Genomic DNA, 15,427 nt, shown 5'->3' on the forward strand with positions numbered 1-15,427 from the left:
CCAGAACGGCAAGGGCGGATGAGTATGCCGTAAAAGCTGTCCGCCTCGTCAGCCTCAACCAGGCCAGATTGCCGCTCAGCGCATGCAAAAAAGCCTGGGTTTTTGACCCAGGCCTTTTGCGTGTAGTGCGTGACTAATCAGCGGCTGTGGCTTACGGCCACTGCATTTCACCTTTGAGCACCTTGGCGCTCAGTTCCAGGCTGCTGGCGTCGAGCAGCTGCGGGTACTTGGCCTTCATCGCTTCAATCAGCGCCTGGCTGTTCTTGGCTTTGGGCAGCGCGGCTTCCAGGTCATTCAGGTAGTTGCGGGTAAAGCGCAGGTCATCCAGGTTCAGGTTCGGCTGGCCCATAAAGTGACCCGGTACCAGGGTTTTCGGTTGCAGCGCTTGCAGTTCATCCAGGGATTTCAGCCAGGATTTACGCGCCTCTGCGGTTTGTGCATCGGCAATCCAGGGATGGATGTTGGCGTAGGTCAGCACGCCGCCGACCACCGCCTTGATGCTCGGAATCCACAGGCTGGTGTGCTTGGGGTCATGGCCGATCAGCTCGATGCGCTGGCCTTCCAGGCTCAGGTGGTCGCCTTGCAGCGCTTGCGGCACCACGGTGCGGGCCGGGGCGCTGTCCTTGAGGATCGGGCCCCAGTAGGCCAGCTTCGGCTCGCGGCTTTTTTCGATATAGGCGATGGTCTGCGGCGTGGCCAGGACTTTGGCCTCGGGGAAGGCGCGGGTCAGGGTGTCCAGACCGAAGTAGAAATCCGGGTCGCCGTGGCTGATAAAGATGGTGGTCAGGGTCTTGCCGCTGGCCTGGATGCGCTCGACCAGTTCCTGCGCTTCGCGGTTGGAGAACTGCGCATCGACCAGGATGGCCTCGCGTTCGCCGCTGATCAGCGTTGAAGTCACTGGGAAAATGGCCCTGTCGCCTGGGTTGTAGACATCCAGGGTCAGCGGTTGGGCGAAAGCGGTGCTGGCCAGGGTCAGCAGGCTGGCGCTGGCGAGCAGGCTGCGCAGGTGAGTGATGATCGACATGGGGAACTCCTGTTGAGTGAATGAGCTCATCTTAGTTGCTTTAAATCGATCAAAAAGCCCCGTAATCTGCGCATGTTTGTTGCGTTAGATGGGCTAATTATGGATCGCCTGACGGCTACGCGGGTTTTTGTCGAAGTGGTGGAACGCGGCAGCCAGACCGCAGCCGCCGATGCGCTGGAGATGTCGCGGGCAATGGTCTCGCGTTACCTCGGCGAACTGGAAACCTGGGTCGGCGCGCGCCTGCTGCACCGCACCACACGCAAGCTGAGCCTGACCGGTGCCGGCGAGCAGTTGCTTGGCCAGTGCCGCGAGATGCTGGCCATGGCCGAGGCCATGCAGAGCGTCAGCCGTACCGATGAGGCAGCGCCGCGTGGCACCTTGCGCATCGCTTGTAGCCAGTCGCTGGCACAGGCCTGGCTGGTGCACGCGCTGGATGGCTTCACCCGCCTGTATCCGCAGGTCAGCATCGATCTGCTGGTGGGCAGTCAGGCGGTCAACCTGGTGGAAGCGCGTATCGACCTGGCCCTGCGCATCACCAATCAGCTCGACCCCAATCTGATCGCCCGTCAGTTGGCGGTATGCCGCTCGGTGGTGTGCGCCACCCCGGCGTACCTGGCCAGGCATGGCACGCCGCAGCGGCCCGAGGAACTGGCCCAACACAACTGCCTGAGTTACGCCTACTTCGGCCGCAGCATCTGGGAGTTCAGCCGTGCCGATGAGCCGCATGCCGTGGCGGTCAGCGGCAACCTCAGCGCCAATGAATCCATGGTGCTGCTGGAGGCGGTGCTGGCCGATATTGGCATCAGTTTGCAGCCGCGCTATTCGGTCGGCGCGCATCTGCGCTCCGGGGCGCTGGTACAGTTGCTGCCTGACTACGAGCCACAGCAACTGGGCATCCACGCCCTCTACGGTACGCGCCGGCAAATGCCGCCGGCGCTGCGGGCGCTGCTGGACTTTCTGATTGAGCGGTTTGCAGATCGGCCGGATTGGGACCTGTAAACCGCTCTACAGGGGCTTGCTGAACTGGATCAGCGCGACGCGCTGGCCCTTGGGGTCGCGGCGTTCGACCACGCCGCTGAGGGCATAACCGAGCTTGGGGTAGAGCAGCAGGCCGGCGCTGTTGGCGTTGAAGCACGACACCTGCATACGTTTGGCGTGGTAATGCTCGCGGGCCAGCTGCTCCATCACCGCCACCAGATAGTGCGCCACGCCGTGGCCACGGGCCCAGGGGGCGACCATCAGATTGCCGAGGGCGCAGTGGTCGTCGTAGTGCCACTGGTAGAAGTTGGCAAAACCGGCCACTCGGCCATCAAGCAGTACCACGGTGCTGTCGCGGCGTTCGGCCATGGCGGCGGCCAACTGGCCGATGCTCAGCGGCCAGTCGGCCTTGGGATGGCAGAAGAACAGCTCATCGGCGTTCTGTGGAAAACCGACGATCTCGACCAGGTCAGCCGCCGCAGCGGGGCGGTGGCTGAGGTGTGGGGTTGGGTTCATGCAACATCCTTGTCGGTCAGCGGGGCGGGTACTGGTTCAGTACGTCGGCGACGGTACGGCGTATCGCAGCCTCGCGCTCGCTGGGGCTGGGTTGGCGGCTGCGCAGGACCTGTTCGGCACTGCCGCGCCAGACCAGTTTGCCGTCCTTGCCGTCGAGTAGATCGATCTGCAGGGTGCCGACCTGATAGTCCAGGGTGCGGGTTTCCACGTAACTCGGGCCGCCCCAGAAACCGCCATTCCAGGGATTGCCCCAGGCGCCGCCGAGCTGGGTGCTGACCTGCTGCTGGCGATTGTCGACGATCATCCACACCTGCACCTTGAGATCGCCCGGTGTGTTAGCCGCTGCCGGGCGCAGACCGCGCTGATCGAGCTGTTGGCTGATCGCCGTGCGGATGCGCTGATCTGTCAGGTCGCTTTTCAGGCGTGGGTCATCGGGTTTGTATTGCACGGCGGGCTCCTGCCAACTCCAGCTGCGGTAGGCGGCAAAATCGCGGTTGGGGTCGAAGTCGCGCTGCAGCTGCGGCGTCTGGCAGGCGCTGAGGATCAGCAACAGGGGCAGTAACAACAGTTGTGCACGCATGGGTGCTCTCCTTGAGTTCAGCAATCAGTTTGGCGGATACGCCGCCAGGGCCTGTTGTACGGCGTTGCGCAGTGCGGCGGCGCGTTCACTCTGGCTGCCGCTGTTGCGGGTTTCGGCATGGCCGTTCCACACCGGCTGACCACTCTGGCCATCGAACAGTTCGATGCGTACCACCATGACGTCTTCGGTGTAGCTGCGCACCAGCGGCGCGCTGCCCCACATGCCGTAGTCATTGCCATAGCGACTATGGCCGTAATGGCTGCCGTACTGTTCCGTGACCTGACGCAAGCGCTGCTCCAGACGCAGCTCGGCGCTGACCTTGAGGTCGCTGGTTTTACCGACGCGATGCGGGCGCAGGCCGCGTTGGTCGAGGGCATTGCTGAGGGCTTCCTGCACCTGCTCGGAGCTGGCCCAGGCCGTACCGGCAGGCAGGCGTTGCCAGCTCCAGGTGCGGTAGCGCGCATAGTCGCGCGGCGCAGCCGGGTAGGCGCTGCGGTCCAGTTGTTGGGGCGAGTGAGCGGGTGCCGGCGGCATTGGCTTGCTGTCGGCGATATAGGGATTCTGGCTCTGGCAGGCCGCGAGGCTCACCATTAGCAGTAATGTGCCCAGTCTTTTCATTGAGTGTTCAGCCTCCAGTGAGAGGGCAATCAGCGTGGCCGGCAGATCCAGTGCAGGTAGCGCCCCAGCCCAGCAAAGCTCGGGTGGCGGCGGTAGGCCAGCTCCATTTCCAGCAGGTCGAGCAGCTCAGCCTTGGCTTGGAACGGCTGCGGCATATAGTCGTGAAACACCCGCACGCCACTCTGGCTTTCGATCTGCCAATTAGCCTCAAGTTGCGCCGCCAGCTCGCGCGGATCAAGCGGCATCTGCGGGGTCAGGCTCTGTTTTTCCCCGGCGAACTCGGCCTTGCGCAGTTTGCGGAAGTGGCCCTTGAGCAGGTTACGGTAGATCAGCGCGTCCTTGTTGTAGAACGCCAACGACAGCCAGCCGCCGGGCGCGCACAGCTGGTGAAGCACCGGCAGGATGCTGTGCGGCTCGGCTAACCATTCCAGCACCGCATGGCAGATCACCAGGTCATAGGGTTGCTCAAGCTGGCCGAGCAGGTCCTGCCAAGGTGTCTGGATAAAGGTGGCGTCTTGTCCAGCGGCGGCAAAGCGCTCGCGGGCGCCATTCAACATCGGCTCGGCGGGTTCCGTCAGCGTCACCTGATGGCCACGCTCGGCCAGCCACAGCGACATATGGCCGAGGCCCGCGCCGATATCCAGCACCCGCAGTGGGCGTTCGGGCAGCGCTTCGGCCAGGTCAGCCTGGAGCACGGCCAGGCGAATCGCGCCCTTGGCGCCGCCATAGATCTTCTCGGCAAAGCGCGTGGCCAGTTCGTCGAAGTGACGATCACTCATTGGATGCGCTCCCGAGGAAGCGCCGTTCGTTGTCGGCCAGCTTGGCGCGCACCACCTGTTCCATGTCCAGGCCCAGCTCGTCGCACAGCAGCACCAGGTAGAGGATCACGTCGCCGATTTCCTGGCCGGCATGGGCCAGTTGTTCAGCTGGCAGTTCGCGGGACTGCGCTTCGGTCAGCCACTGGAAGATTTCCACCAGCTCGGCCATTTCCACGCTGGCCGCCATGGCCAGGTTCTTCGGGCTGTGGAAGGGCCGCCAGTCGTTGTGGTCACGAATGGCGTGCATGCGGGTGGTCAGTTCGGAGAGGTTCATCAGGCGCTCCAGCAAAGAGGAGCATAGCTTCGGGGTTTGCCGGCCGGTCTTCAAGCCGGCAAACCGCTGCGGCGGGTTATGGGTAGCCGCTTTCGTTGGGGTTGTGAGTCACTTCCAGCACGCGCCAGACGTTGGCATAGACGCTTTCCTGGGAAAACGTGATGCGCCCCTTGCCTTTGTACAGCGACACCACGCGGGCGACGTCCTTGCCTTTGAAGTTGAACGGGATCCAGGCCTTGCCTGTCTGGTGCGAGAAGGTGGCGGTCGGCGCGCCGAGCAGCGCATTGACTTCATCCATGCTCATGCCGGTGCGTATATCGCTGAACGAGCCGCTGCCCTGGGCGGCGGTCGCTGGTGCAGCAGCGGGCGTCAGCGTTTGCGTGCTAGTAGCCGCTTGGCCTTGGCCGGCGCGGTAGGCGTCCAGGTTGACGCTGCCTGCGGTATAAGGCGCGCCACCGGCGCTAAGGCTGTCAGCGGCTTTCTCGCAATGACGGTCGAGCTTGCGGTTGTCGGAGTTGGCCACCACTTCGGCCAGCACTGGCTTGTAGCGGCCGTTGCCCGAGCTGGCCAAGGCCTTGCAGACCCAGGCGAGGGCGTCGGAGGTGGTGTTGTCAGTGGCGCTGCGGTACTTCTGCAGCAGCACCTCGGCGGCCACGTCGAGGGTTTCCTGGTCCCGGTAACCGCTGTGGTAGATGCTCTGCGCGGCTTCGCGGATCGACACCGGGCCGCCCTGCACCAGCTGATTGACATAGCGCTGCCCGGACGCGTCCAGGGCATGGGCCTGTAACGCAGTGCAAGCAAGGACGAAGGACGTGGCAAGTACGGCGGTGTTTTTCATGCTGATGCTCTCTATTCCACTGGAGTTGTCTAGGGTCGACCGTGACCGCATGGGCGCGGGAGGCATCACGATAATCCGCACCCGAAAAAACGCCAAGCCCTTGCTGTACGCCTAGTCCAGCGGCTGCCAGCTACCGCTCATATGCACCAGCTCATCCTGGCCGAGCAGGCTGAACTGGCCATGGCTGCCGGGCTCGCTGGCCAGTAAGCGCACTTCGGCCGGCAATAGCACCGGTTTCTGAAAGCGCACGCTCACGGCATAGCCGGCAGCAGGCAGGCGCGGGCCCAGTTCGGCCAGGGCGCGGCCTTTGTTCCACAGGCCATGGGCAATGGCGCGGGGAAAACCGAATAACTTGGCCGTGGCGGCAAACATATGGATCGGGTTGTAGTCGCCGGCGATGCGCGCATAACGCCGGCCGATATCCGCAGGTGCGCGCCAGTGTGCCAGAGTGGTTTGCGTAAGCGCGGTTTCGGCTGCGCGTTCGGCTGGCTTGCCGTCCAGGCGCAGGGCGCGGCAGAGGATGCGGCTGTCGCCTTCCCAAAGCAGGCCTAGCTGGTCGTGCAACTGGGTGATCAGGCTAAAGGTAGCGCCCTTGTCATGGGGTTGCAGGTCCTGCACCTGCACGCTGACGGAAAACGGCCCGAGGCCGCCGAGTGGGCGCAGCACGCGAATATGGTTTTCCAGGTGCACCAGGCCGAGCAGCGGGAAGGGGAAACGCTTGTCGGTGAGCAACTGCATCTGCAGAGCAAACGCCAGGATATGCGGATAGGCAGCGGGCAGCAGATGATCGTCGGCAGCGCCGCAAATCTTCCGGTAGCGCGCCAGGTGCTTGGGGTCTAACGTGACCTGGCAGCGCACGCCCAGCTCGGGCAGGCTGCGGCCAGTCACATGGCGGCGCAGTGCGGCGCGCAGAAAAAGACCGGGTAGCGCGGGCGGGGCGGGCAGGTCGAGCCAGTCGATGGCCATGGGGTCACTCCTCAGAACGGTGGCAGCAGCTTAGATGGCGCGCCTGTATCTGCATTGGCCGTGCTGCCTGGTTATGTGGCGGGGCAGTCAATTGCCTGCATTCACGCCTTGAGCGCATGGCCTAAAGCTGCCTAAGATGGCCGCGCCTCGCACACAATAAGAACTCTTCAATATGCGTGACCTGACTGACGACGTGGCGCTGATGCGCCCCGTGATCGACGCCCTGCGTGCCAGCGGTACCGACCCTGATCGGGTGCTGGCGCGCGTTGGCCTACCGCCGGGTGGTCTGCCTGCCGGGCGCTTCCCCCATGCCGCCCAAGCGCTGTTCTGGAAAGCTGCCATCGACGAATGCGGCGAAGAGCATGTCGGCCTCTACCTGGCTCAACACCTGCCGGCCTTCCACGGCCTGCTGCTGGAATACCTGTTTCTCTCCAGCGAAACCTTCGGTGAAGGCCTGCGCCATGCCCTGCGCTATGTGCGTCTGCTCTCCGACACCCTAAATGCCAAGTTGGAGGTGCAGGACGACCGCGCGGTGCTGCTACTTGGGCTTGTTCCCGGCACGCCGCGACACTTCCCTGAGATGCTCGCCGGCGCGGTGATACGCCTGTTTGATGCTCTGACCGAAGGTGATTTCACCCCTTATGAAGTGCAGTTCATGCATACCGAAGGTGCGCCGGCCGAGCGCTATCAGCAGGTCTACGGCTGCCCGGCGCAACTGGGCGGCGAGCGTTACGCGCTGGTGTTCAATGCCTCGGTGCTGGACAAGACCTCGCGGCACGCTGCGCCAGAATTACTGCGTATGCACGAGTCGCTGGCTCGCCGGCAGCTGGCTGAAGTCGAACGTCTGGACCTGGTGCGCAAGGTACGTGAGTTGATCGGCGAATTGCTGGTCGACAGCGGCGCGACGCTGGAGCAGGTCGCCGCGCGCTTGAACATGCCGGCGCGACGGCTGCGCGAGCGCCTGGCGATGGCTGGGGTGCGCTTTAACGACCTGGTCACCGACTACCGTTGCCGTTTGGCCAAGGACCTGCTGCTCAACACCGACGAGCGTATTGAAGTGATCGTCGAGCGTACCGGTTTCTCCGAGCCGAGCACCTTCTATCGCGCCTTCAAGCGTTGGGTCGGCGAAACTCCGGTGGAGTTTCGCAAACGCGGCAAAAATTGAGTGTTACTGGGCGAAATAGGTCGCCCAGAAGTAATACAGCGTCATGCCGCTGCCCACGCTGATCACCAGTAAGCGCAGGAACTTGGCCGGCAAACGCTGGCCCAGTGCGCCGCCGACATAACCCCCGACGGTGGCGCCCACCAGCAGAATCACCAGCTCATACCAACTGACCCGCCCGGCGATGATAAAAGTCGCCGTGGCGACGCTGTAGATCACCGCCGAAATCAGGTTCTTCAGGGCATTGGCGCGGGCCAGCGGGTGGCCTTCGATGGAAAATGCCGCCAGTTGCAGAATGCCCATGCCGGCGCCGAAGTAACCACCATAGATCGATACGCCGATATGCGCGGCCAGCGACAGTGGGCTGTGCGGCGGTTGTGCAGCCTCGGCGCGGCGAGCAGCCAACCAGCGACTCAGCCAGGGGCTGGCGGCAAACAGCGCGGTGGCGGCCAGCAGCAGCCAGGGAATCAGCTTGGCAAACACCGCATCGCCGCCAACCAGCAGCAACAGCCCTCCTAACAAACCGCCCGCTAGCCCGGCCGCCAACAATGGCAGCAAATAGCGCCCCAACGGCCGCAGCGAATCCCGCGCCGCCCAGGCCCCAGCCAGGCTGGCCGGCCACAGCGCCACGGCATTGGTGGCATTGGCCGTCACCGGCGGCAGGCCCGCCGCGAGCAGCGCCGGAAAGGAAAAAAACGTGCCGCCACCGGCCAGGGCATTCATCCCGCCGGCAGCAAAACCGGCGAGAACCAGCAGCAGTAGATCAGGCACTGACATGGGCTTCGTTCATCGAGAGAAAGGCGGGAGGATAATGGCGGGCGCAAGGAATGGCCAAGTGCGACCAAGGTCCCGTTCCGCAGCGTCGGTATATCTGTCGGCAGGTGGCCAGGTCGCAGCTCAATCGTGATTCGGTGCTATGGCGACCTGGTTACGGCCACTGTGTTTGGCCAGGTAAAGACCTTCATCTGCCTTGAGGACCAAACGCGTGGAGTCCTCTTCTTCACTGGGTTTGAGGGTGGCGATACCAATGCTTACGCTGATGCATGAGCCAGGTTTCGGCAGCTCGTGGGGGATTCCCAGCGCCTCAATGGCACGGCGCACTTTCTCGGCCTGCAGGCGTGCGCCACCGGAGGCGGTGCCTGGCATGACCACGGCGAACTCTTCACCGCCATAACGTGCCGCGAGGTCAGCGGCGCGGGTGCAACTGGTGCGTAATGCCTCGCCAACCTGGCGTAGCACATCGTCGCCCGCCACATGCCCATGCTGATCGTTGTAGGCCTTGAAGTAGTCAACGTCGATCATCAGCAGTGACAGTTCGCTGTTATCGCGCAGCGCCCGGTGCCATTCGACTTCGATGTACTCATCCAGATAACGGCGGTTGGCCAGGCCGGTGAGGCCATCGGACTTGATCAGGCGTTGCAGTACCAGATTGGTGTCGAGCAGCTGCTGCTGGCTCTCGCGCAGCGCTCGGTAAGCTTCGTCGCGCTGCACCAAGGTCAGATAAGCTCGCGAGTGATAGCGGATGCGCGCCAGTAGTTCGATGGCGTCCGGTAACTTCACTAGGTAGTCGTTAGCCCCGGCGGTGAAGGCTGCACTTTTGACCTTGGGGTCTTCCTTGGTTGATAGCACGATGATCGGCACATCACGCAGCCCCGGTGCGCTGCGGTACTGGCTGAGCAGGTCGATACCGTCGATGCCGGGCATGATCAGGTCCTGCAGGATCACCGTGGGTTTGATCTGTTGAGCCAGGTTTAGCGCCTGGTGCGGATCCGAGCAGAAGTGAAAGTCGATATCACTCTCTTCACCCAGTGCACGTCGTACGGCCTCGCCGATCATGGCCTGGTCATCAACCAGCAGCACCATCATCGAATAGTCGGGTAGCCCTTGAGGAAGATAGGGATGCTCTTTAGGCCGTTGCATGGCAATACTCCGTCAGGTACTTCATAAAATGCCGGCAGAATGCTAGCGGTGGATGCATCAACTCAAGCGCTTAATCAGGCGCGACGCAATTTTGTCCAGCGGCAGAACCTCTACGGCGGCGTCCAGTGCAGCGGCCGCTTTGGGCATGCCGTAGACCGCGCAACTGGCCTGATCCTGGGCGATGGTGTAGAAGCCCCGCTCACGCATCTGCTTGAGCCCACGTGCGCCATCGCGGCCCATGCCGGTCAATAAGATCCCGATGGCTTCACCCTGGCAGTGCATGGCTACGCTATTGAAGAATACATCTATGGACGGCCGGTAGACCTGATCCGTTGGCTCTAGACGGTATACCAGGCGGTTATCGGCAGTAAGGCACAGATGGTTGTTGGTGCCGGCCAGTAACACTTCGCCGGGTTTCAGTGTTTCGCCTTCCTGGGCCAGGCGCACGGGCATATGCGACTCGCTGGCCAGCCACTGCGCCATACCGGCAGCAAAGATTTCATCGACGTGCTGCACCAGAACGATGGCGGCAGGAAAGTCTGCGGGGATATTTTTCAGCAGTTCGACCAGCGCTGCCGGCCCGCCTGCCGAGGCGCCGATGGCCACCAGGCGCAGGCCACGGCTGCTGCTGGTTTTAGCCGCTGGGGTGGCGGTGTTACGTGAAGTCTTGTGGCCGATCATCCAGGCAATGTTGTGAATCTTGCGGCGAATAAGAATGCCATCCAACTGGTGTTGCGGGCCCAGTGAGGGCACGGCGACCACGTCCAGCGCTCCCGCGCCCATGGCATCAAACACCCGGGTCATGTTGCGCTCGACATCGGCAGTGACGATCAGGATGGCGCAAGGTGTGTCGTGCATGATCCGTCGGGTCGCCTCCACACCGTCCATGCCCGGCATCAGCATATCCATCAGCAGCAGGTCGGGATGATCTTCCTGGCACAGGCGCACGGCCTCTTCGCCGTTTTCGGCGATCCAGATCAACTGGTACTGCGGCTCGACGGCCAACGCCCGCCGCAATGCCTCAACGGCCAGGGGCGTGTCGTTGGCGATGGCAATCCTCATTCGCGAGCCTCTCCAATCAAGGTCTGTACGGCATCGAGCAGTGCTTCGTCATGGAAGCTGGCCTTGGCCAGGTAGTAGTCCGCCCCAGCCTCCAGGCCTTTGCGACGGTCTTCTTCACGGTCCTTGTAGGACACCACCATCACCGGCAGGGAACGCAGGCGAGGGTCCTGGCGTACCAGGGTCACCAGCTCGATGCCGTCCATGCGCGGCATATCGATATCGGTGATCAGCAGATCGAAGTTGCCCGCGCGCAGGGCGTTCCAGCCGTCCATGCCGTCGACGGCCACCTCGACCTGATAGCCGCGGCTGAGTAGCAGCTTGCGCTCCAGCTCGCGCACGGTGAGCGAGTCATCCACCACCAGCACGCGTTTGCTGGCCGCCTGACGGGTGTTGCCACCGTGGTCGACGCGTTCCAGATGGCCGCCGCCGAGCAGCTTGGCCACGGAATTGAGCAGGTCATCGACATCCAGAATCAGCACTGGGGTGCCGTCGTGCAGCAGCGCTCCGGCGGCCACGTCGCGGATCTTGCCCAGGCGCGGGTCCAGCGGCATCAGCACCAGGGTGTACTCGCCGATAAAGCGCTCGACGGCCAGGCCGTGACAGCGCTCGCGGTCGCGGATCATCACGATGGGGATGTCCGCTTCTTCGCTTTTCTGTTCTGGCCGCTGCAGCAGTTGGGCGGCCGAGAGCAGGCCAATATGTTCATCGTCGAGCCAGAAGTGCTGGCGCCCTTCCAGGTGCACAATCTCATCGCGTTGCAGGCGCAGCATGCGTTCGATCTGCGCCAGGGGGAAGGCATAGGCCTCGCCGCCGATGCTCACAACCAGTGCGCGGACCACTGACAGAGTCAGCGGCAGTTCGATATGAAACAGGCTGCCCTCACCTTGGCGCTGTTGCAGGCGCACGTTGCCGCGCATACGGCGGATTTCGTGCTGCACCACGTCCAGACCGACACCACGCCCGGACACTTCGGTGACCTGCTGGCTCATGCTGAAGCCAGGCAGGAAAAGGAAGGTCAGCAGCTCTTCCTCGCTCATCTGCGCCACCTGGTCGGCGGAGGTGAAGCGCCGTTCGATCACTGCCTGGCGAACTCGCTCAAGATCAACCCCGCCGCCGTCATCACTGACTTCCAGGATCAGCATGTTGGCGTGATGACGGGCCTTGAGCTGCACCTTGCCTTCCTCGGGCTTGCCTTTACGAGCACGCAGGGCTGGCGGCTCAATGCCGTGATCAACCGCGTTGCGCAACAGATGGGTCAGCGGGGCTTCCAGGCGCTCGAGAATGTCACGGTCGACCTGGGTGTGTTCGCCTTCGACCTCCAGCAGTACCTGTTTTCCCAGTGAACGACCCAGGTCGCGCAGCATGCGCGCCTGACCCGTCAGCACGTCGGAAAACGGACGCATGCGTGAGGCCAGGGCCAGGTCATAGAGTTGTTGAGTGCGCTGGCCGCCATGCCAGACAAAGTCATCGAACAGCTCCTGATGGCTCTGCAGCTGCTGCTGGCATTCCATCAGCAGGTGGCGACCTTCGTTCAGCAGGGTTTCTATTGCCGCGGTGGTCGGGATGCTGAGCAGCTGTTCGCGCAGGCTTTCGTAGGTGCGCCGTGCGGCAGCCTGCTGACGCTTGAGGCGATGCAGCGAGTCGCTCAGCGGTTTCATGCGCTGGAACTCCACCAGCGATTTGCCTGACAGGTCGATCAGGTGGTCGAAGCGTTCTGCGGAAACGCGCAGTACCCGACTGTGCTCTTCGCTCGCCGACTCGGCCTGTGGCGCGGCGGGGGCAGGCTGGGCGCTGGGCGGGGGCTCGGCCGGCGGTGTCTGTGCCTCGGCAGCGGGCTGTTCGCGCAGGGCCGGAACGGCTGCCCCGAGTAGCACCTGCAGGCGTGAAGTGACCTGTTTGACGCGGGATTCGAGCTCGGCATCGGGCAGTGCCTGGCCGATCCGCAGCAGCAGGTCAGAGCCTTGCAGCAGGGCATCGATATGGTCCGGCAGTAGGCGCAGCAGACCTTCCTGAGCGGCCACCAGCAGGTCTTCCATGGCATGGGCGACCTTCACGCCACTGTCCAGGCCGACAATCCGCGAAGCACCCTTGAGCGAGTGGGCGGCACGCATGCAGGCTTCCAGCTGTCCGGCATTCACCGGGTCACGCTCAAGAATCAGCAGGCCGGTATCCAACACCTGCTTCTGCGCCTCCGCCTCCATGCGGAACAGCTCAAGCAGCGAGGCATCACGCATCTGGTCCGGGGTCATGTCAGGCTCCTGATCATGGCGGCGAGCAGTTGTTCATCGTCGAGCAGGGTAATGCTCCTGCCGCCCCATTGCAGTACGCCAGCGCTGAAGCGGCTGATGGTGCGCTTGTCTTCCTGCACTGAGGCGCCGATCAGTGCCAGGGGGATGCGCTGAATGCCGTTGACTTCATCAACCGGGCTGACCAGTGGCCCGGCGTTGGTTTCAAGGATCAGCATGCGCGGTATGGCGCGTTTTTCCTGCTTGCTTTCGCTGCGCTCCAGGCCCAGCACCTCGGCAAGATTGAGGCATGCGACCAGCGTGCCGCGCACATTGGTAACACCCAGCAGACCGCCGTTTTTCTGATGCGGCAGGGTGTGAATCGGCGAGAGGGGCATCACTTCGGCCATGCGCCGCGTCGCGAGTGCCAGCCATTCCTCGCCCAGGCGAAAGATCAACAGAGAACGCTGCTCGCCCTGGTCTTCGCTGGCTTCAGCCTGGCCGTAGCCGCTGGCGTCCTGTTCCAGCAAAGTGCCATAGCGGTCCAGTAGGGTGATCGCCGCAGCGCTGTAGACCTCGCAGTTGCGGCAGTGGATGTGAGCGTCCAGGCGTGCGCAGCTCTTGTCACCGAATACGCCGATACGGTTCCAGCAATCGTCAATTGGCGCCTGGTTAAGATCAGCATCCATCACGATGATTTACCTCCCTCCTGCGCACGCCGATACAGGCGTTGGGCCCCGCTCTGGTCGCCCTGGGTTTCCAGGTGGGCGGCCAGGTGGGTCAGTGCTTCGCGGTGCTGCGGGTCAAGATAGATGGCCTTGCGGTAATAGCCGCAGGCCTGTTCGCTGCGCTGCTCGACATCGCTGAGCAGACCCAGCCAATAGAATGCTTGGGCGCTCGGACCCGCTGTCTGCAGATGGCGTTCGCAGAGGCTGCGTGCCTGCTCGCAGTGGCCGGCGTTGGCCAGTTCGGCGACTGTATCCCAGGGTGTGCTGATGGGCGCTGGGGCTGGCGTTGCAGGCGTTGGGGGGAGCGCTGGCATGCTTCTGCGCGGCGCTGTTGGCGGCAGTGGTGTGGGCTGGCGTGGCAGAACAGGCTGTGGCCGGCTGGGTGGCTTCAGGCTGATCGGTTTAGCGGTTTCGGCTGGCGCCAGGCGAAACGCAAAAGTTTGTTGGCGCCCCAGGGCCTGCATTCCATTTTGTGTGGCTAGGCTGGCTTCGGCCGGGCCGATAAACATCACGCCTTGTGGCTGCAGCTGGCGCTTGAGCAGTTCCAGTACGCGCACCTGAGTTGCACGGTCGAAGTAGATCAGCAGGTTGCGGCAGAAGATGAAATCGTAGGCCGGTGTAGCACTGAACAGAGTGCTGTCGAGCAGGTTGCCGCAGCGCAGTTGCACACGGCTTTTGACCCGCTCATCGAGTACAAAGCTGTCGTCCTGGGCGCGAAAGAAGCGCTCGCGGAACGTCAGTGCGTCGCCGCGAAACGAATTGCGCCCGTAGATGCCACGGCTGGCCAGGGCCAGTACCTTGTCGCTGACATCCAGGGCTTCAATCTGGAACTGCTCGGGCGCGAAGCCAGCATCGAGTAGGGTCATGGCGATCGAGTAGGGTTCTTCGCCGCTGGAGCAGGGCACGCTGATGATGCGCAGCGGGCGCGCGGCGTTTAACCGGGTGTGGCACTCAAATGCCAGTGTGGCGAGAGCCTTGAATGACTCGGGGTAGCGGAAGAACCAGGTTTCCGGCACCACCACAGCCTCAACCAGCGCCTGCTGTTCCTTGGGCGAGCCGTTGAGGGTAATCCAGTAGTCTTCCAGAGCGCTCTTGTGCTGAGCATTCATGCGCTGGCGTACGGCGCGCTCGATCACGCTGCGGCCAACCGATTCGGCGTCGAGGCCGATGCGTGATTTCAACAGGCGTTCGATCTGCGCAATCATGCGGGAGCATCCCCAGCCTGTTGCGCTGCCTTGAACAGCACGGCACGCAGGGCGTCATCCAGCAGGCCATGAACGTTGATGCGCTGAATCAGGCCGCGCTCGTCCGCCTGTGTTGGCCCTAGGTAATCCGGCTGTCCGGCCTCCAGTCCGCTGCTGGTAAAGGCATCTGCAGACAGGCGCAGGGTGTTGGTGGCTTGTTCGAGAATCAGCCCGAGTACGCAGGCGTGTTCCCCGCGTTGCGCATCGAAGTAGACCAGCACCAGGCGGGTACTGTTGCGTTCCAGCGCTGGCCGTTTGAGCACGCGCTGGTTGAGATCCAGCACAGGAATCATGCGTCCGCGATGCTGGAAAACCCCGGCCACCCACTCCGGGGTTTCTGGCACCTGCTTGAGCTGGCGCAGTGGCAACACCTCGGCAACCTCTCGGGCGCTGATGGCGTAGCGATCTTCACCGAGCTGGAATAGCAGGTGCAGTTCCCCCTTGGCGGATCCGGCGGTGGCGGCTTTGGGCATG

The 15,427-nt window shown here is 63.2% G+C and carries 17 protein-coding genes; 2 read left to right on the forward strand and 15 right to left on the reverse strand.

Features of this window, described 5'->3' with window-relative positions; all coding sequences use genetic code 11:
* Positions 1 to 151: 151 nt before the first annotated feature.
* Complete coding sequence (locus tag RHP75_RS03555; protein ID WP_311090477.1) at positions 152 to 1,024, reverse strand: MBL fold metallo-hydrolase; 873 nt, start codon at positions 1,022 to 1,024, stop codon at positions 152 to 154.
* A 99-nt stretch (positions 1,025 to 1,123) separates the two neighbouring features.
* Here RHP75_RS03555 and RHP75_RS03560 point away from each other — a divergent pair, with 99 nt between their 5' ends.
* Positions 1,124 to 2,023, forward strand: coding sequence for a LysR family transcriptional regulator (locus tag RHP75_RS03560; RefSeq protein WP_311090478.1), 900 nt, complete (start codon positions 1,124 to 1,126; stop codon positions 2,021 to 2,023).
* Between the two features lie 6 nt (positions 2,024 to 2,029).
* Here the strand turns inward: RHP75_RS03560 and RHP75_RS03565 are convergent, their stop codons facing one another.
* From RHP75_RS03565 to RHP75_RS03595, 7 genes are all read right to left on the reverse strand, one after another.
* Positions 2,030 to 2,518, reverse strand: a complete 489-nt coding sequence (locus RHP75_RS03565) for a GNAT family N-acetyltransferase (protein WP_311090479.1) — start codon at positions 2,516 to 2,518, stop codon at positions 2,030 to 2,032.
* A gap of 16 nt (positions 2,519 to 2,534) precedes the next feature.
* Entirely contained in the window at positions 2,535 to 3,098 is a 564-nt protein-coding gene (locus RHP75_RS03570) for a DUF4136 domain-containing protein (RefSeq protein WP_311090480.1), read from the reverse strand.
* Positions 3,099 to 3,122: 24 nt separating this feature from the next.
* The gene (locus RHP75_RS03575; RefSeq protein ID WP_311090481.1) at positions 3,123 to 3,716 is read right to left on the reverse strand and encodes a DUF4136 domain-containing protein; all 594 of its coding nucleotides are present in this window, start codon (positions 3,714 to 3,716) and stop codon (positions 3,123 to 3,125) included.
* A gap of 29 nt (positions 3,717 to 3,745) precedes the next feature.
* The gene (locus RHP75_RS03580) at positions 3,746 to 4,495 is read right to left on the reverse strand and encodes a methyltransferase (RefSeq protein ID WP_311090482.1); all 750 of its coding nucleotides are present in this window, start codon (positions 4,493 to 4,495) and stop codon (positions 3,746 to 3,748) included.
* Positions 4,488 to 4,808, reverse strand: coding sequence for a nucleotide pyrophosphohydrolase (locus RHP75_RS03585; protein ID WP_311090483.1), 321 nt, complete (start codon positions 4,806 to 4,808; stop codon positions 4,488 to 4,490). The genes RHP75_RS03580 and RHP75_RS03585 overlap by 8 nt, the downstream gene beginning before the upstream one ends.
* 76 nt (positions 4,809 to 4,884) lie before the next feature.
* Entirely contained in the window at positions 4,885 to 5,646 is a 762-nt protein-coding gene (locus RHP75_RS03590; protein ID WP_311090484.1) for a hypothetical protein, read from the reverse strand.
* Positions 5,647 to 5,757: 111 nt separating this feature from the next.
* Positions 5,758 to 6,612: a MaoC/PaaZ C-terminal domain-containing protein gene (locus RHP75_RS03595; RefSeq protein ID WP_311090485.1), complete on the reverse strand. Its 855-nt coding sequence runs from the start codon at positions 6,610 to 6,612 to the stop codon at positions 5,758 to 5,760.
* Between the two features lie 172 nt (positions 6,613 to 6,784).
* Here RHP75_RS03595 and RHP75_RS03600 point away from each other — a divergent pair, with 172 nt between their 5' ends.
* A complete protein-coding gene (locus tag RHP75_RS03600) occupies positions 6,785 to 7,777 on the forward strand; it encodes an AraC family transcriptional regulator (protein ID WP_160089266.1) in 993 nt (330 codons plus the stop codon).
* 3 nt (positions 7,778 to 7,780) lie between these two features.
* On the opposite strand, the gene RHP75_RS03605 is transcribed toward RHP75_RS03600, so the two are convergent.
* From RHP75_RS03605 to RHP75_RS03635, 7 genes are all read right to left on the reverse strand, one after another.
* Positions 7,781 to 8,551: a sulfite exporter TauE/SafE family protein gene (locus RHP75_RS03605; protein WP_311090486.1), complete on the reverse strand. Its 771-nt coding sequence runs from the start codon at positions 8,549 to 8,551 to the stop codon at positions 7,781 to 7,783.
* A gap of 120 nt (positions 8,552 to 8,671) precedes the next feature.
* On the reverse strand, positions 8,672 to 9,694 hold the full coding sequence (locus RHP75_RS03610) for a diguanylate cyclase (protein ID WP_311090487.1): 1,023 nt from the start codon (positions 9,692 to 9,694) through the stop codon (positions 8,672 to 8,674).
* Between the two features lie 57 nt (positions 9,695 to 9,751).
* Complete coding sequence (locus tag RHP75_RS03615) at positions 9,752 to 10,756, reverse strand: chemotaxis response regulator protein-glutamate methylesterase (RefSeq protein WP_311090488.1); 1,005 nt, start codon at positions 10,754 to 10,756, stop codon at positions 9,752 to 9,754.
* Positions 10,753 to 13,005: a hybrid sensor histidine kinase/response regulator gene (locus RHP75_RS03620; protein WP_311090489.1), complete on the reverse strand. Its 2,253-nt coding sequence runs from the start codon at positions 13,003 to 13,005 to the stop codon at positions 10,753 to 10,755. The genes RHP75_RS03615 and RHP75_RS03620 overlap by 4 nt, the downstream gene beginning before the upstream one ends.
* The gene (locus tag RHP75_RS03625) at positions 13,002 to 13,670 is read right to left on the reverse strand and encodes a chemotaxis protein CheW (protein WP_311090490.1); all 669 of its coding nucleotides are present in this window, start codon (positions 13,668 to 13,670) and stop codon (positions 13,002 to 13,004) included. The genes RHP75_RS03620 and RHP75_RS03625 overlap by 4 nt, the downstream gene beginning before the upstream one ends.
* A complete protein-coding gene (locus RHP75_RS03630) occupies positions 13,670 to 14,914 on the reverse strand; it encodes a CheR family methyltransferase (RefSeq protein WP_311090491.1) in 1,245 nt (414 codons plus the stop codon). The genes RHP75_RS03625 and RHP75_RS03630 overlap by 1 nt, the downstream gene beginning before the upstream one ends.
* Positions 14,911 to 15,426: a chemotaxis protein CheW gene (locus RHP75_RS03635; RefSeq protein WP_311090492.1), complete on the reverse strand. Its 516-nt coding sequence runs from the start codon at positions 15,424 to 15,426 to the stop codon at positions 14,911 to 14,913. Before RHP75_RS03635 ends, RHP75_RS03630 begins: the two co-directional genes overlap by 4 nt.
* Position 15,427 lies beyond the last annotated feature (1 nt).

Origin of the sequence: Pseudomonas sp. SG20056 (genome assembly GCF_031764535.1) — a bacterium.
Lineage (GTDB): Bacteria > Pseudomonadota > Gammaproteobacteria > Pseudomonadales > Pseudomonadaceae > Aquipseudomonas.

Coding starts and splice junctions, on each gene's coding strand:
- RHP75_RS03635 (WP_311090492.1), bottom strand. CDS start 15,426: ATGCCCAAAGCCGCCACCGCCGGATCCGCCAAGGGGGAACTGCACCTG.
- RHP75_RS03575 (WP_311090481.1), bottom strand. CDS start 3,716: ATGAAAAGACTGGGCACATTACTGCTAATGGTGAGCCTCGCGGCCTGC.
- RHP75_RS03555 (WP_311090477.1), bottom strand. CDS start 1,024: ATGTCGATCATCACTCACCTGCGCAGCCTGCTCGCCAGCGCCAGCCTG.
- RHP75_RS03585 (WP_311090483.1), bottom strand. CDS start 4,808: ATGAACCTCTCCGAACTGACCACCCGCATGCACGCCATTCGTGACCAC.
- RHP75_RS03610 (WP_311090487.1), bottom strand. CDS start 9,694: ATGCAACGGCCTAAAGAGCATCCCTATCTTCCTCAAGGGCTACCCGAC.
- RHP75_RS03620 (WP_311090489.1), bottom strand. CDS start 13,005: ATGACCCCGGACCAGATGCGTGATGCCTCGCTGCTTGAGCTGTTCCGC.
- RHP75_RS03615 (WP_311090488.1), bottom strand. CDS start 10,756: ATGAGGATTGCCATCGCCAACGACACGCCCCTGGCCGTTGAGGCATTG.
- RHP75_RS03580 (WP_311090482.1), bottom strand. CDS start 4,495: ATGAGTGATCGTCACTTCGACGAACTGGCCACGCGCTTTGCCGAGAAG.
- RHP75_RS03565 (WP_311090479.1), bottom strand. CDS start 2,518: ATGAACCCAACCCCACACCTCAGCCACCGCCCCGCTGCGGCGGCTGAC.
- RHP75_RS03605 (WP_311090486.1), bottom strand. CDS start 8,551: ATGTCAGTGCCTGATCTACTGCTGCTGGTTCTCGCCGGTTTTGCTGCC.
- RHP75_RS03595 (WP_311090485.1), bottom strand. CDS start 6,612: ATGGCCATCGACTGGCTCGACCTGCCCGCCCCGCCCGCGCTACCCGGT.
- RHP75_RS03630 (WP_311090491.1), bottom strand. CDS start 14,914: ATGATTGCGCAGATCGAACGCCTGTTGAAATCACGCATCGGCCTCGAC.
- RHP75_RS03570 (WP_311090480.1), bottom strand. CDS start 3,098: ATGCGTGCACAACTGTTGTTACTGCCCCTGTTGCTGATCCTCAGCGCC.
- RHP75_RS03590 (WP_311090484.1), bottom strand. CDS start 5,646: ATGAAAAACACCGCCGTACTTGCCACGTCCTTCGTCCTTGCTTGCACT.
- RHP75_RS03600 (WP_160089266.1), top strand. CDS start 6,785: ATGCGTGACCTGACTGACGACGTGGCGCTGATGCGCCCCGTGATCGAC.
- RHP75_RS03560 (WP_311090478.1), top strand. CDS start 1,124: ATGGATCGCCTGACGGCTACGCGGGTTTTTGTCGAAGTGGTGGAACGC.
- RHP75_RS03625 (WP_311090490.1), bottom strand. CDS start 13,670: ATGGATGCTGATCTTAACCAGGCGCCAATTGACGATTGCTGGAACCGT.